At 33.0% G+C, this 12,830-nt stretch carries 13 protein-coding genes; 8 read left to right on the top strand and 5 right to left on the bottom strand.

The window, feature by feature from the left end; all coding sequences use genetic code 11:
* Window positions 1-34: 34 nt before the first annotated feature.
* The 3 genes from BSF41_RS04860 (at window position 35) to BSF41_RS04850 (ending at window position 5,315) form a co-directional block, all read left to right on the top strand.
* Window positions 35-1,516: an OmpA family protein gene (locus BSF41_RS04860; RefSeq protein WP_095928392.1), complete on the top strand. Its 1,482-nt coding sequence runs from the start codon at window positions 35-37 to the stop codon at window positions 1,514-1,516.
* Between the two features lie 63 nt (window positions 1,517-1,579).
* Window positions 1,580-4,342, top strand: a complete 2,763-nt coding sequence (locus BSF41_RS04855; protein WP_095928391.1) for a PD-(D/E)XK nuclease family protein — start codon at window positions 1,580-1,582, stop codon at window positions 4,340-4,342.
* A 298-nt stretch (window positions 4,343-4,640) separates the two neighbouring features.
* Window positions 4,641-5,315 carry an ATP-binding cassette domain-containing protein gene (locus tag BSF41_RS04850; protein ID WP_095928512.1) on the top strand — a complete coding sequence of 225 codons (675 nt, stop codon included), beginning with the start codon at window positions 4,641-4,643 and terminating at the stop codon, window positions 5,313-5,315.
* 6 nt (window positions 5,316-5,321) lie between these two features.
* Here BSF41_RS04850 and BSF41_RS23690 read toward each other — a convergent pair whose 3' ends face one another.
* On the bottom strand, window positions 5,322-5,465 hold the full coding sequence (locus BSF41_RS23690) for a hypothetical protein (protein ID WP_172426846.1): 144 nt from the start codon (window positions 5,463-5,465) through the stop codon (window positions 5,322-5,324).
* 273 nt (window positions 5,466-5,738) lie between these two features.
* Between BSF41_RS23690 and BSF41_RS04845 the strand changes: the two genes are divergently transcribed.
* Entirely contained in the window at window positions 5,739-6,074 is a 336-nt protein-coding gene (locus BSF41_RS04845) for a hypothetical protein (protein ID WP_250834922.1), read from the top strand.
* Window positions 6,075-6,098: 24 nt separating this feature from the next.
* Window positions 6,099-6,473, top strand: a complete 375-nt coding sequence (locus BSF41_RS04840; protein WP_095928390.1) for a hypothetical protein — start codon at window positions 6,099-6,101, stop codon at window positions 6,471-6,473.
* A gap of 85 nt (window positions 6,474-6,558) precedes the next feature.
* On the opposite strand, the gene BSF41_RS04835 is transcribed toward BSF41_RS04840, so the two are convergent.
* Together BSF41_RS04835 and BSF41_RS04830 are read right to left on the bottom strand one after the other, a co-directional pair.
* A complete protein-coding gene (locus BSF41_RS04835) occupies window positions 6,559-7,335 on the bottom strand; it encodes an alpha/beta fold hydrolase (protein WP_095928389.1) in 777 nt (258 codons plus the stop codon).
* A 167-nt stretch (window positions 7,336-7,502) separates the two neighbouring features.
* Window positions 7,503-8,306 carry a TIGR00266 family protein gene (locus tag BSF41_RS04830; protein WP_095928388.1) on the bottom strand — a complete coding sequence of 268 codons (804 nt, stop codon included), beginning with the start codon at window positions 8,304-8,306 and terminating at the stop codon, window positions 7,503-7,505.
* 177 nt (window positions 8,307-8,483) lie between these two features.
* On the opposite strand from BSF41_RS04830, the gene BSF41_RS04825 reads away from it, so the two are divergent.
* Both BSF41_RS04825 and BSF41_RS04820 read left to right on the top strand, forming a co-directional pair.
* Window positions 8,484-8,840 (top strand): hypothetical protein, encoded by a 357-nt coding sequence (locus BSF41_RS04825; RefSeq protein ID WP_095928387.1) that lies wholly within the window; start codon window positions 8,484-8,486, stop codon window positions 8,838-8,840.
* Window positions 8,841-8,929: 89 nt separating this feature from the next.
* Window positions 8,930-9,448, top strand: a complete 519-nt coding sequence (locus BSF41_RS04820; protein WP_095928386.1) for a ferritin — start codon at window positions 8,930-8,932, stop codon at window positions 9,446-9,448.
* A 345-nt stretch (window positions 9,449-9,793) separates the two neighbouring features.
* Here BSF41_RS04820 and BSF41_RS04815 read toward each other — a convergent pair whose 3' ends face one another.
* Window positions 9,794-11,086, bottom strand: a complete 1,293-nt coding sequence (locus tag BSF41_RS04815) for an aminopeptidase P family protein (protein WP_095928385.1) — start codon at window positions 11,084-11,086, stop codon at window positions 9,794-9,796.
* A 509-nt stretch (window positions 11,087-11,595) separates the two neighbouring features.
* Between BSF41_RS04815 and BSF41_RS04810 the strand changes: the two genes are divergently transcribed.
* Complete coding sequence (locus BSF41_RS04810) at window positions 11,596-12,231, top strand: hypothetical protein (protein ID WP_095928384.1); 636 nt, start codon at window positions 11,596-11,598, stop codon at window positions 12,229-12,231.
* 99 nt (window positions 12,232-12,330) lie between these two features.
* Here the strand turns inward: BSF41_RS04810 and BSF41_RS04805 are convergent, their stop codons facing one another.
* On the bottom strand, window positions 12,331-12,738 hold the full coding sequence (locus BSF41_RS04805) for a helix-turn-helix domain-containing protein (RefSeq protein ID WP_095928383.1): 408 nt from the start codon (window positions 12,736-12,738) through the stop codon (window positions 12,331-12,333).
* Window positions 12,739-12,830 lie beyond the last annotated feature (92 nt).

Below are 12,830 nucleotides of genomic sequence, written 5' to 3'. Positions count from 1 at the left end.
GTAATTAACTAAATTGTAATTAAAAAAATTAAGTATGAAACATCTTAACAAACTTTTAGTTGCTGTATTGATGGCGATGGGTTTAAGTTCTCACGCGCAAGACAGTAACAATCCATGGGCGATCTCTTTCGGGGTTAATGCTGTGGATACTAGAACAAGTTCAGGAGCTGGTCATGGGTTTTTTGATCAACACTTCTCTCAGCCATTCGCTGTAAAAGACAATTGGAACATCCTTCCTTCTCTATCTTACATTGGAGTAAATAGATACATTGGACATGGTTTGTCAGTTGGTTTACAAGGATCTGTAAACAAAATTGATAAAGCTGTTTATTTCGCACCAACTGCTCCAGGACATGATGGAAGAGGTAACGTTGTAACTAATCCTGGTGACTTAATGTACTACGGAATTGATGCTACTATCAAATACAGCTTCCAAGAATTAATCAAATCTAAAGTGGTTGATCCTTCGTTATCTATTGGTGGAGGTTATACTTTCTTAGGAGATGACAGTTTTGGAACTGTTAACCCAGGTGCTGGAATCACTTTCTGGTTTACAGATGCTATTGGTCTTGAGCTTGCTACAAGATACAAATGGGCTGTTGCTTCAGGGTCTGGAGATAATCCTGGAAGAAATGACTACAATGGAGAAATTGATACTCCATCTCACTTCCAACACACTGCAGGTTTAATCTTCAAATTCGGAGGTAAAGATACTGACGGAGACGGAATCTACGACAAAGATGATGCTTGTCCAGATGTTGCTGGTTTAAAACAATTCAACGGATGTCCTGATACTGACGGTGACGGAATCGTTGATGCTTCTGATGCTTGTCCAGATGTATTTGGTTTAGCTGCATTAAACGGATGTCCTGATACAGACGGAGACGGAATTGCTGATAAAGATGACGCTTGTCCAGATGTTGCTGGTTTAGCTGCTTTAAAAGGTTGTCCTGATACTGACGGAGACGGAATCGCTGATAAAGATGACAAATGTCCTACAGTTGCTGGTCCTAAAGAAAACGGTGGTTGCCCATTCTTAGATGCTGATAAAGACGGTGTAGCTGATAAAGATGACGATTGTCCTACAGTTGCTGGTCCAGCTAGTAACAGAGGATGTCCAGAAGTAACTTCTGAGGCGTTAGAAGATCTTAAAGTTCAAGCTAGAGCGGTATACTTCAACTCAGGAAAAGCTACTTTCAAAACTGGAGATAAAGAAACTCAAGCTAGATTAGATGCTATTAAAGAAATCCTTAAAAACTATCCAAACGCGAAATTCTCTATTGAAGGACACACAGATAGTACAGGTTCTGCTAAAATCAACCAAAAACTTTCTGAAGACAGAGCTAAAGCTGTCTTAGATGCATTAGTTCAAAGAGGTGTTAACCCAGAGAACTTAGAGTCTAAAGGATTTGGAGCTAGCCAACCAGTTGCAAGTAACAAAACTGCTGCAGGTAAAGCACAAAACAGAAGAACTGAAATTAGACACATTGGTTCTAAATACCAAGGTAAACTATAATTAGTTTTCTAAATAAACAGGAAAAGCCATTCTTAATTGAATGGCTTTTTTTATTTTTATCCTATGGTAAATACTTCTTTTCTTCAAAAAATTGCCTCTATTGTAATTCAGGACTTTGCAGGCAAACTTTCTGAAATAACAATAATACTTCCTAATAAAAGGGCAAAAGTTTTTTTGATCGAAGCTCTTAAAAAAGAGACTTCAAGAACTATCATTGCTTCAGAGATTACAAGTATAGAAGATTTTGTTCAAGATGTAGCTTCAATTCGTTCGGTTGATTCGATTGAGCTTTTGTTTGAATTTTATGAAGTTTATTTATCTATTACAGAACAAAAACAACAACAATCTTTTGAGCTATTTGCAAATTGGGCAAAAACGCTTCTACAGGACTTTAATGAAATTGACAGATATCTTCTGGATCCTTCGCATGTTCTGTCTTATCTGAAAGATATTGAAGATATAAAAAGATGGGGACTGGAAGTAGATCAAAAAACAAAGCTTCTTGAAAACTACATAAATTTCTGGAAGTTACTTCCGTTGTACTACGAGTCGTTGTACAATCATTTGCTTTTTAAGTCAATTGGATATCAAGGTTTGATTTACAGAGAAGCGGTAAATAATCTTAATCATTTTTCGAATACTATTGGAAATCGTACATTTATTTTTGCCGGTTTCAATGCTTTGAATGCTGCCGAAGAAAAAATAGTACAGCATTTACTAGCTTTAGATCAAGCTAGAATTTATTGGGATGCCGACCAGGCTTTTCTAAATGATCCATATCATGATGCAGGACTTTTTTTAAGACGATTTAAAGAAAGTTGGAAACATTATAAATCAAATGTTTTTGAATGGATTGTTGATGATTTTTCACAGTCAAAAAACATTCAAATAATAGGAACTCCAAAAACAATTGGCCAAGCAAAATTGGCTGGAAGTATTATTGAGAATTTAATAGATCAACACCCTGATGCTTCGTTGGATAAAGTTGCAGTTGTGCTAGGTGAGGAAAACTTATTGGTTCCTGTTCTATACTCGCTTCCTTCATCTGTTGGGGCATTAAATATTACGATGGGATATTCTGGGAAAAATAATCCGTCGCAGATATTTGTTGCCAAATTATTTAAAATGCACACCAATGCGCTTTCTCGAAAAGGAGGCAGTTATGTTTTTTATTATAAAGACGTGCTTGATATTTTGACGCATCCTTTGGTGGAGCCCTATGCGAATGCACATAGATTGGTACGAATTATAAAAGAGAATAATTATACTTTTATTACGCATCAGAAAATTTTAGAACTTCATCCAGAGTCTTCAAATTTTTTTAATTTGTTGTTTGAAAAATGGGAAAATGGTTCTATTGCAGTTTTAAAGAATATTTCGACTTTATTGATCGCAATTAAAGATCATTTTAGCAATGATAATGAAGAAGAAAAAATTGCGAAAGCTTTTGTTTATGGCGTTTTTAAAGTAATCAATAAGCTAATAAATTATTATTCAAAACATCATCATATCGACAATATCGATACCCTGCATTCGATTTACAAACAGATTATAGATTTAGCGGAAGTATCTTTTGAGGGTGAGCCCTTACGAGGTTTACAGATCATGGGGGTTTTGGAAAGTCGTGTTTTGGACTTCGATACTGTTATTATAACTTCTATGAATGAAGGTAAATTTCCAGCTGGAAAATCGCAAAATTCATTTATTCCTTATGATGTAAAAAGAGAACTTGGCCTTCCAACTTTTAAGGAAAAGGATGCTATTTATACTTATCATTTTTATCACTTATTACAGAGGGCTAAAAATATTTATTTGATTTATAATACTGAAAATGACGGATTGGATGCTGGAGAACGAAGCCGTTTTATTACGCAACTAGAAGTCGAGAAGAAACCACAGCATAATATTACTTTTGATATTTATAATCCTGATCTTCCCAATACAGCTTACGAGCCTATTTCTGTTCCTAAGTCTGAATTGGTAATGGAGCGATTGAAGGAGATTGCTGTTAATGGTTTTTCGCCCTCAGCGTTGACTAGTTATATTCGGAATCCGATTGAGTTTTATTTTCAGAAGATTTTGAGAATTCGGGAAGTGGAAGAAGTGGAAGAAAATATTGCTTTGAATACTTTAGGAACAATTATTCACGAAACATTAAAAACGCTTTATGAGCCTTTTATTGGGAAATTTATTTTTGAGAACGATCTTTTAAATTGTTTTAAATTACTGGATGATGAAGTGCTTAAGCAGTTTAAGTTAGTTTACAAAGAAGGTGAAATCAAGAAAGGGAGAAATCTTTTGGCTTTTGAAGTCGCAAAACGAAATGTGGCTAATTTCTTGAGAATGGAATTAGAATCGGTAAAAAACAATGAAGCGATTCAGATAATTGCTTTAGAGCAGACTTTTGAACGCGAGTTTGTTCATCCAAAATTGCCGTTTCCTGTTTTAATTAAAGGAAATGTCGATCGAATTGAACGTCGAGATGGGAAAATCCGAATTATCGATTATAAGACCGGAAAAGTAGAAAAGTCTAATGTTATATTGAAATCTTGGAATGGATTAACACAAGAGCTTAAAAACGACAAAATCATTCAGGTTTTGGCTTATGCATTCATGTTTGAGAAACATGCAGGCGGACTTCCGATAGAAGTTGGAATTATATCATTTAAAAATTTAAAATCGGGTTTTTTGCCTTTTGGCTTTAAAGAAGAAAAGGATCTAGATGTTATAGTGTCACCTCAAATCTTGAATTCTTATTTGGAAGAAATTGCTAATTTGCTAGCGGAGATTTTGGATATTAATATTCCTTTTGAGGAAAAAATCTAGAACATCTTATCAGGAAATTTAGAAACATATTCGAATTTTATAAGACGACTTTGATTGTGAATTTAGCCGTTTCTGCCATTGCATTTCTTTTTGGAGGATTTAATCATTTTTTATTGATGATAGCTACACTAGGTTTTACTTCAAGCATTGGATTTAAAGAAATATATCGCCAAAACGAATATTTGTTTTATAGGAACAATGGTCTTTCAAAAAGAAGGCTTGTGTTTTGTAGTCTTTTGCTAAATTTTGGTTTTGTATTTCTGTGTGCGGCGATTTGGATTTTAATTCAAAAAATATCTTGAAAAAACATATTCTTGAAGTCAGCGGAATTCAAAAAAGCTTTAATAATAAATTATTGCTTTCGGATATTTATTTGAAGTTGGAAACAGGTCAAGTAATAGGCTTGTTTGGCAGGAATGGTTCTGGAAAATCTACCTTGTTGAAAATTATATTTGGAATAGTGCCAGCTTTGGATAAAAGTATTTTTGTTAACGGAATTTCAAAAAATAACGCCTCTACTTTGTTAAATGAAATTGGTTATCTACATCAAAACCAATTTATTCCAAATCATTTTTCGGTTTTGCAAACCATTTTGTTATCTGTCGATAAACAAAAAGCCCACTTTGTTTGTGAAGATGATTTTTTAAAATCTCTTTTAAATCAAAAAATTAGGGATTTGTCTTTTGGAGAATTGCGATATCTTCAAGTTAAATTAATACTTTCTAATCAGTCAAAATTTGTATTATTAGATGAGCCGTTTAGTGGTTTGTCTCCTAAAATGATAGAAATTGTAGCTTTATTAATTAAAGAAAATTCTCAAGAAAAGGGAATAATTGTTACAGATCACAATTATAGAAGTGTTATAGAAATTGCAACAGATTTAAGAATAATGAATAATGGTAAGTTGCAGATAATCAATGAAAAAGCCGAACTTATGCAGAAAGGTTATCTGATAGATTCGGCAATTTTTTAGATGCTTTTAGCTGAATATTTTTTTGAAAAAACCTTTTTTAGATTTTTCTTCAGAAGTCGAGTTGTTAATGTGTCCGTTTTCAATACGAAATCTTCTAAACTTCTCCAGTTTTACATTTAAGTCAAAGCGTAATTCGTCAACAGTTTTCATTTTATTAAATTTTTTTGCAAAGCTATAGAAAAACTTTTGTCAAATGCAACAATCTATAAATGTTAATTTTAGAAATGAGTTTTGTTAAGTAAAATGTTACGTTTTTAGTGTTATTTGCTTTTTATGTTAGTTTTTTTTGCAGATTTTTTGCAAAAAAATAGGATTAATTAAGTGATAAATAAAAGTGCGTCAGTACGTTATACTGCATCTTTTTTTAACAAGTGTTTATCGCACAATTACCAATATTAAAATATCTTTGGCGCTTCCAAAAACATGACAAATAAGAAAATGATTGATTTACAAACACTAGTAGAAGAGACTGGCGCAGAGTCTGGACTAAGTTTTAATATTGATGGAATCTTGAATGAGTCTGTTAATTTAGAATACGACGGGAATGTTGCAGCAATGATCGGAATGATTTTAAAGATGTGCCTAGAAATGTCTGAGGACGTTAACAATGGAGATCTTAAACAAGTTATGATAAAAAATAACGACGGAATTGTTGTAGCGAGCAAAAATCAAGATGATAATTGCATCGCGTTGCTTTCTAAAGATTTAAGCAAAATGGGTCTATTGCTAAGAAAAATGGATTCTATTTTTAACAACTAATTTAAAACCAAAAATTTAATACACATGTCAGATTTTTTGCAAAATTTTCAAAACGATTTAAAAGAGAATGTTAACGGATTCATCGCTGTTTCGGTTACAGAAGTTGAAACAGGAATGTCTTACTGCTCTCTAACAGTAAAATCTGATTTTGATCCAGAATTGGCTTCAGCTTATAATTTAGAAGTCGTAAAAGCTAAATTAAATGCACTTAGAGCTTTAGGATTAAATCAAAAAATTAATGATATTTTAATTACCCTTACAGATCAGATTCATATTATTGATGTTTCTGAAGATGGAAGATATTTTATCTACTTAGCTGTAGATTCTACTAAAGCAAATCTTGGTTTAACAAGAGCGACTTTATCTAAATACAAGAAAGACATTACTTCAAAGTTATAACGATATTTTGCCCCCAAGAATGAGAAAAAGGCTATTTCAACCCTAGGTTAGAAATGGCCTTTTTTGATCCTGATTGTTTTGATTTTTATTCGAAGAAATCTAATAAAATAGTTTTTAGAGCTTCTTTGTTTTCAATCTGGCTCATATGCCCGTCTTCAAAAGAAACCAATTCTGCTGTCGTATCTTCGATTTGTGAAAGACTTTCTTCGTAATTTAAAACAGGATCTTTTTTTCCTAATATCAATAAAATCGGAAATAAATTTTTGCGAACCAGTTCTTCTCGGTCTTTTCTAATTTTCATTCCTTCCTGAGAAGCGATAATTCCCTGCAAAGGCGTTTTTAAAGCTTCCGTTTTTACTTTTTCGATTTCTTCTGCTAATCGAATTCTGTTGTTTTCACTGAATAAATTTGCAATCGCTAAACTTACAAAATTGACATAATTTTGTTTTACAGCTTTAATAGCTCGGGTTCTGTTTAATTTTTTCTCCGCGCTGTCTTCTTTTGAAGTGGAGTTTAGTAAAACTAATTTCTGAATTTTTTCTGGATATAGTTCGGCGAAAGCCAAACCAACATAACCTCCCATTGAATGCCCGACAATTGTAACTTTTTCAATATTCAAATGCTCTAAAACTTCATTTACAACGCCTGCATTATCTTCCATTTTATGGACATATCCTAAACAATCAGATTCACCATGACCTAATAAGTCGATTGCTACAACACGGTACTTTTCAGAAAACAGATTACTATATTCTAACCACATTTTTTTGTTTTCAAGAAAGCCGTGAAGTAAAACTATTGTGTTTCCAATTCCAGAATCTGAGTATGATATTTTAGTATTTTTATATAAAATCGTTTTCAAAATGAAGATTTTTTTGTGAAAGCACAAAGTTAAGAAAGCTGAAGTAAAATATCATGATGTCTTGATTTAATTGGGAAATCTTTAAAATAGTTATAAAATTATTTATAGCATTGTTTAGTTTGTGAAATAATAAAAAATGGCTTCCATTTCTGAAAGCCATTCTAAAATTAAAATCGGTTATCACCATCCAAAAGATTTCCTAGCCCGCCAAGAAGACTTCCTTCGTCACGACTGTTTCCTCCAGATCGTGGTGCCGATGCAATAATGCGATCTGCTAATCTCGAGAAAGGTAACGATTGTATAAAGACTGTTCCCGGACCTTTTAAAGTGGCATAGAATAATCCTTCGCCACCAAAAATGGAATTTTTAATACCACCAATAAATTCAATATCATAATCTACATCTTTGGTAAAACCAATGATGCATCCCGTATCTACTTTTAAGACTTCGCCAGGAGCTAATTCTTTTTTAGCCATAGTTCCTCCAGAATGTACAAATGCCATTCCGTCTCCTTCAATTTTCTGCATGATAAAACCTTCACCGCCAAATAAACCGCGACCTAGTTTCTGAGAAAATTCAATTCCGACAGAAACGCCTTTGGCTGCGCATAAAAAAGAACTTTTTTGACAGATAAATTTACCTTGAAATTGAGTTAAATCAATTGGAAGAATTTTTCCAGGATATGGAGATGCAAATGAAACTTTACTTTTGGTGTTACCCTGATTTAAAAACGCCGTCATAAACAAGCTTTCGCCAGTAAGAACTCTTTTACCTGCATTTAAAAGTTTGCCAAACAAACCCGAACCTTGTTGTTGAGAACCGTCTCCAAATATAGTTTCCATCTGGATATTGTTTTCCATCATCATAAAACTGCCTGCTTCGGCAATTACAATTTCCTGTGGATCCAATTCTATTTCCACATACTGCATTTCTTCTCCAAAAATCTGATAATCTATTTCGTGTGCCTGCATAATTTCTTAGGTATTTGTTTTTAAAATTAGACAAAAAATGCTGTAGAATGTTACAGTGTTTAATGCACTTCGACTGTTTTTAAGAACTTTAAATGATTTTGTTATTTTAAATTAGTCTTAATTACGTGTTTATTTGCTTTAAATTCTATATTTTTGCATCGTTATAATTTTATCAGAATGTCATTAGTTAGCGATTTGACCACCAAAGTATTATTTGAGACCGAAAAAGGATACAGTTACCAATGTGATTTGACCAATAGTATAGTTATTAATTTTGTTGATACTATGTCAAGTTATAAAATTCAGGATTTTTTGATTTTTCAAAGAAAGGTTAATAGTGTTGATATTCTTAACATGCTTTATGACTTATCTGATCAATCAGATGCACAGCTGATTGAAACTACCAAAAGAAACTTTTCTAGAAATCTTACTATCTGCGAAATAGTGCAGTTAAGAGATTTACTAAACGGAACAAAATTTACCCTCAACCTGCATTCTATGCTTTGCAATATGGTAAACGTCGAGCTTATTTAGATTCTTACTTAGATTAAATCCAAATTTTCAAGGGGTTACGATCGGCTTCTTTAATTTTTGTAATTTTACACGTATAAAAATTAAAGGTTATGAAAGATTTACTAAGAACACGTACTTCATTAGTTGAAGGTGTAGAAAATATATTGAATTTACAAGCAAAATTAGAAAGTGACGCTTCTAACAAATATTTAGCTATGGCTGCATGGTTGGATAGAAATGGTTATGCCAATACAGCATCGTATTTGTATAAGCAAGCAGAAGAAGAAAGAGAGCATTTTCTAAAAATTTTCAAATTCATTACAGATATGGGAGGGATTGCAATTACGCCATCGGTTCCAGAAGTGCAGCAAGAATTTGCTTCTTTTAAAGAAGTATTCGAAATTGCTTTGCAAAACGAAATTGCAGTTACTCAGGCGATCAATAAAGTAATCGCAAAATGTAGAGCTGAAAATGACTACGCTACAGAAGATTTCATGATGTGGTATGTAGCAGAACAAAGAGAAGAAGAGAAAAATGCAAGAAGAGCGTTAGAGCTTTTTGATCTAATCAATGGAAATGAAGCTGACGGTAAATTCCAATTGGATGTACAAATCTCAAAAATCGGATAATTAACCGATTTATATAATTTAAAAAGCCCTTAATACACTATTAAGGGCTTTTTTATTGTTTACAGATTGGTAAACGGTTTTGAAAGTATAAGTTTTTTGAAACCTTTTTGGGTTTCTAAACCAGCTTCGGAGAAGAGAAATATTTATAGAAATTTTGTGTGTTATTCCTGTTAGAGCTCCGGCGGAGCGACATATGCTTTTTTATAATATTATGTGTCGCTCCGCTGGAGCTCTTTTACATCAATACGATTGAATGGCTATAAATATTTCGCCCCACTGGGGCTTAAAAAAGAAACACTTATAAAACAAAGGCTGTCCGAAAATATTGGACAGCCTCTTTTTTATTTATGAATTCATCAAAGTTTCAATCTCATCTGCTTCAACAGGAATGTTACGCATTAAGTTGAAAGGTTCTCCTTTTTCCTGAACCACAACGTTATCTTCTAAACGGATTCCGAATTTTTCTGCTGGAATATAAATTCCTGGCTCAACCGTGAAAACCATGTTCGCTTTCATTGGTTCGTGAAGCAATCCGTAATCGTGCGTATCAAGACCTAAGTGGTGAGAAGTTCCGTGCATGAAATATTTTTTGTAAGCAGGCCATTCTGGATTTTCATTCTGAACATCGGCTTTGTCAATTAAACCTAAGCCAAGTAATTCAGAAGTCATGATTTTACCCACTTCAACATGGTATTGTTTCCAAAGTGTTCCAGGCGTAAGCATTTTTGTCGCTTCGTATTTAACTCTCAAAACAGCATTATAAACCGCTTTCTGACGATCTGTAAAACGTCCAGAAACTGGAATTGTTCTCGTCATGTCGCTTGAGTAATTTGCATATTCAGCCGCAACATCCAACAAAATCAAATCTCCGTCTTTACATTGCTGATTGTTTTCGATATAATGCAAAACATTCGCATTGTTTCCAGAAGCAATAATTGGCGTGTAAGCAAAACCTTTAGAACGGTTTCTGATGAATTCGTGAGCTAATTCGGCTTCGATTTCATATTCTGTAACATTTGGTTTTACGAATCCTAATAATCTGCGGAAACCTTTTTCTGTGATATCACAAGCGTGCTGAATCAAATCGATTTCTTCGCTTTCCTTTACAGAACGAAGTCTTTGTAAAATTGGGTTGCTTTTTGCAACATTGTGTGCTGGATAACGCTCTTTCCACCATTTTACGAAACGAGCTTCACGAGTTTCTGTTTCAACAGTTGCGCGATAATGTTCGTTTGTATTGATGTACATCGTATCGGCATACGTCATCATTTCGTTCAAAACTTTATGAAAATCCTGTAACCAATAAACTGTTCTAATTCCAGAAACCTGAAAAGCACGTTCTTTAGTCAGTTTTTCGCCTTCCCAAACTGCGATATGATCGTTTGTTTCTCTTAAGAAAAGAATTTCTCTCTGACTTTCATAAGGCGCATCTGGAAACAAAAGCAAAACGCTTTCTTCTTGATCTACACCGCTCAGATAAAAAATATCTCTATGCTGTGCAAACGGTAAAGTACTATCAGCACTAACTGGGTAAATGTCGTTTGAGTTGAATACTGCAACAGAATTAGGTTTCATTTCAGCCATGAACTTTCTGCGATTTTTTACAAAAAGTGCGCTGTTTATTTGATGATATTTCATAATTATTTCGTTTTTGAACTTCGAATTTCAAAATTACTAATTTTTGAATTAGTGGCGTATAGCAGATTTATTAAAGTTTTCTTATTTATTGTTTTTGCCACGAAGGCGCAAAGTTTTTTTAACGCAGAGTGCGCTAAGATTTTTCGCAAAGAACGCAATGATTATTTTTTTGTTGAAAAAGAAAAGAAAGAACACAAAGTTTAGATTCTGTTTTGTCATTCTGAGGAACGAAGAATCACACTCGAAACTCCACTAAGATTGGTGATTTTTTCTCACGCAGATTTAGCAGATTCGGCAGATTTTTTTCTTTTTTAAAACTGCAGGTAACCTCAATCTTGTCATTTCGACGAAGGAGAGATCACACTCGAAATTCTACAAAGATTGAAAAATCTTAGCAACTCCCGTTCATCCCAATAGCTATCGAGAGATATGTGGTTTTTAAAAGAAAAAGCATTTTATAGATTCTGGTATTTTGTATATTGGTATTCTACTATAATTTAAAATGATACATGGAAAAAGTTAATGATTTGATTTTAAACAATTTTCTGGAAATTGAAAAAGAGGCAAAAGAAATTATTGTAACCGATTTACAAGATTCGGAAAATGAAGCCTATAATTCATTTTATAATTTATGGAAAAACCAAAATAGGGAAGAACATGAAAATTTGATGATTGAGGAACTAAAGATAAATATTGAAAAATACTGGCTTGCAGAGAAATATAATAGTGATATTGGTAAAAGTTTCAATATGATTTATTTTGAACATGGAGGTTTGTATGGTGGGGAGTTAGAAGCTTTTGCCATTGATTTTGATGATTCAGATCGAAAATTATCTGAATTTGAAATCGATGAGGATCAGATGGAATATTTGGATAATATTTCTTGTCTGCCAGCTTTTATTTCTCCAACTTTATATCACTTAACTGAAAACATACAGGGAGAGGAAGATAATTTTGATGATTTTATAGATGTAAATAATATTTATAAACTATTTGAAGCTACAGCATTAATAGAAATGAATAAATTATTTAAAAGGGCAGATGAAGAAAATGTATTCGAAAAATTAAATTTGAAAAAGCCTTTTTATTTAGCTGTTGCAGAACATGATGCTGGCCCTCCTATATTAATTTATGTCATTGAATAAATTAGAAATTCTAGTTTGTTTGCTATGTAGCGAAACATAAAAAAACCGAAGCTTTGAAATTTCAAAACTTCGGTTTTTTTTCTTTTATAAAATAAATTTCTATTTATCATCAAGCAACTTCTCCAAAAGTGCCACTTTCTCTTTTTCGGCTTCAACCAATCTTTCATAAAGTTTTTCATTCTTTTCAATAACTTCCAAAAGTTTATCAAGCGGATTAAAAGTACAATTATAGTTTTTTATAGATGAAGAATCATCATTATAGGTATTCCCAATAATATTAAAAACAGCGTCCTCAGAAAAATTTTTAATAGCTTCTGTTGAAACACCCAAAGCTTCTGCAATTCTGGCTAGTTTTTCGTCATCAACGCTTTCACTTCCTTCGAGATTAGAAACAGATTGCTGACTAACACCAAGTGCAATAGCAAGCGCTTCCTGCTTCATATCTCTCAGTTCTCTAATTCGGCTAATGTTTCTGCCGATGTGTCTTGGTTTTATTGCTGTGCTCATGATTCAAAGATATTTAAAATTCTTTTACCTTTTTTGGTTTATGCAGAAAACAAGTTTGCTGTTGCAAGTTCTTTTTTGTGGAGTAAAAATAC

The organism is Flavobacterium sp. ACN2 (assembly GCF_002303885.1).
Classification (GTDB): domain Bacteria; phylum Bacteroidota; class Bacteroidia; order Flavobacteriales; family Flavobacteriaceae; genus Flavobacterium.
This window is presented reverse-complemented; position numbering and strand designations above follow the sequence as displayed.

What these genes read in the sequence shown, in the direction of transcription:
- BSF41_RS04815 (WP_095928385.1), bottom strand. Translation starts at nt 11,086, where the DNA reads ATGAAATATCATCAAATAAACAGCGCACTTTTTGTAAAAAATCGCAGA.
- BSF41_RS23690 (WP_172426846.1), bottom strand. Translation starts at nt 5,465, where the DNA reads ATGAAAACTGTTGACGAATTACGCTTTGACTTAAATGTAAAACTGGAG.
- BSF41_RS04860 (WP_095928392.1), top strand. Translation starts at nt 35, where the DNA reads ATGAAACATCTTAACAAACTTTTAGTTGCTGTATTGATGGCGATGGGT.
- BSF41_RS04855 (WP_095928391.1), top strand. Translation starts at nt 1,580, where the DNA reads ATGGTAAATACTTCTTTTCTTCAAAAAATTGCCTCTATTGTAATTCAG.
- BSF41_RS04840 (WP_095928390.1), top strand. Translation starts at nt 6,099, where the DNA reads ATGTCAGATTTTTTGCAAAATTTTCAAAACGATTTAAAAGAGAATGTT.
- BSF41_RS04820 (WP_095928386.1), top strand. Translation starts at nt 8,930, where the DNA reads ATGAAAGATTTACTAAGAACACGTACTTCATTAGTTGAAGGTGTAGAA.
- BSF41_RS04830 (WP_095928388.1), bottom strand. Translation starts at nt 8,306, where the DNA reads ATGCAGGCACACGAAATAGATTATCAGATTTTTGGAGAAGAAATGCAG.
- BSF41_RS04845 (WP_250834922.1), top strand. Translation starts at nt 5,739, where the DNA reads ATGACAAATAAGAAAATGATTGATTTACAAACACTAGTAGAAGAGACT.
- BSF41_RS04810 (WP_095928384.1), top strand. Translation starts at nt 11,596, where the DNA reads ATGGAAAAAGTTAATGATTTGATTTTAAACAATTTTCTGGAAATTGAA.
- BSF41_RS04805 (WP_095928383.1), bottom strand. Translation starts at nt 12,738, where the DNA reads ATGAGCACAGCAATAAAACCAAGACACATCGGCAGAAACATTAGCCGA.
- BSF41_RS04825 (WP_095928387.1), top strand. Translation starts at nt 8,484, where the DNA reads ATGTCATTAGTTAGCGATTTGACCACCAAAGTATTATTTGAGACCGAA.